This window comes from Streptomyces sp. NPDC054956, assembly GCF_053609185.1.
In genome coordinates this window covers 1-1,831 of sequence record NZ_JBSGXB010000599.1, presented here as the reverse complement: position 1 = coordinate 1,831, position 1,831 = coordinate 1, and the positions used below count along the sequence as shown (strand labels likewise).

2 protein-coding genes are annotated in these 1,831 nt (G+C 75.3%); both read right to left on the bottom strand.

The features are described 5' to 3' along the window. Nucleotides 1-154 precede the first annotated feature (154 nt). Nucleotides 155-832, bottom strand: a complete 678-nt coding sequence (locus tag ACWGDE_RS38630; protein WP_453393764.1) for a hypothetical protein — start codon at nt 830-832, stop codon at nt 155-157. 39 nt (nt 833-871) lie between these two features. Beyond that, the coding region (locus tag ACWGDE_RS38625) for a CBM96 family carbohydrate-binding protein (RefSeq protein WP_453393763.1) at nt 872-1,831 on the bottom strand (960 nt) is incomplete at its 5' end.

Sequence of the window (1,831 nt, the reverse complement as noted above, 5' to 3'; positions counted from 1 at the left end):
CCGCCCACCGGGCCCCCGCCGGGACGGCCGTGGCGGCACCCCCGACCAGCCCCCGCCGGACGGAGTCCGGCGCAGCGGGCCGAAGCCCGGGAAGCGCGCCGGCGCTGAGCGGCGCGAGGGACGCGTTGAGAAGGAGAGCCGTGCGAGGGCCGCGTCAAGAAAGGGGAACCCAGGCGTAGCAGCCGCTCGAGACGAACTCCGTCGAGCCCGGCGGGATCGTGGCCGTGATCCTGGCGCCGGGCTCGACGGGGGCCGGCGGGCCCGAGGCCAGGGTGGCGCCGGCCTTGCCCCGGGCCTCCCACGTGCACGTCGTGCTCCGCGTCAGCGCCCGGTACGTACCCGCCGCCGGCCCCCGCTTCGTGCCGTCGCCAAAGCCCTGCTCCGCAGCCGCGAGGACCGGCTTCTGCTCCGGGCACAGGTAGGTGATCGCTTCCTTCGCCCCCGGGATCTCCCCCGCCACGACGGCGCCGACCGCCGCGTCCGCATCGCGCTTCGCGGTGCGTTCCACCCGCCGGCAGGATTCGTGGCCGCTCTGCAGGACCGCCGCCGGGTCCTGCTTCTCGGGGACCCGGCCGCTCAGGTACCTCTTCTCCGTCTCGGTGAAGCTGCCGGTCCTGGGGGTCAGCTTCGCGTCCGGCAGGACGGGGCCGGCCGGCTTGCCGTCCGTCGGGGGCGGCGCGGAGGCGTCCGCCGGGTCGGCGACCGGCGACTCGGCCGGCGGCTTGGGCTTCGCGGCCGGGGCGTCGGCCCTGCCCTCCCCGCCCTGACCGCAGGCGGTCAGGGTCAGGGCGGCGGCCAGCAGGACGGCGGCCGTTGCGGAGCGTCGGTACATGGGGGGTGGCTCCCGTACGTATGTGAGGGGTGTGCGGGGCTACTTCGCGCCGAAGGTGAGGACCAGTTGCGGCGCCGCGTCCGAGGCGGCCGCCTCCGAGGACCAGATCCACAGCGGATCGGTGCCCGTGCTCGTCAGGCCCAGACCGTAGTTGGTGCCCAGGACCGAGGAGAGCGTCGCCGTGTCCAGCCGCACGGTGTGGACGGCCGAGCCGTCCGGTACGCCCGCCAGGGTGCCCAGCGGGGTCCGGCCGAGGGTGGGCTTGGTCTTGAAGGTGGTGCCGGCCCCGCTCCAGGTACCGGTGACCGGCACCACGGAGACGGTGTCGGTGGTGCCGGCGCCCGCCGCGGTCGAGGTCTCGATCTGCAGCGAGGCCGACTTCAGCACCTGCCCGGCGGGGGCGGCCGGGATGTCGAAGCGCAGGTACGTCTCGTGGGCCGGGGTGCCGCGCACCGCGAGCGAGCCCGCCGTGCCGTGGGCGGTGCCGGGCGAGCCCTGGTCGATGTACGTGTCCTCGGTCGTGGTGACCTTCGAGACGGTGTCGGAGGGCGCCTTGGCCAGGTCGAAGTGGTTCTTGACCTGGGCCTGGGTCAGGGCCTTCGGGTAGACGGCCGTCTCGTCGATCAGGCCGGCGAGGTGGTCGCCGCCGACGTGCCAGAACCCCTCGGACGGCTGGGCGCCCGCGACGGCTCCCGTGGCGGGCCCGGTGCCCGTTGGCCGGCCGTCCACGTACAACGCCGCGCCGGCGGGGCCCTGCGTGGCGACGACGTGGTGCCACTTGTCGTCGTCGTACCTGTCGAGCAGGCCGGTGGTGAGGGTCTGCGCGCCCCCGGCGCCGGGCCCGGTGGCGAAGACGATCCGGCCCTCGTCGGTCAGGTGGACGCGCTTGTCGCTCCGGCCGGTGCGGGAGCCGAAGCCGACCAGCTCGCCGCCGCGCGCGGTGTTCGTCCTGAACCACGTCTCGACGGAGTACGCGCCGGTGAGGCTCTGGCGGTGGTC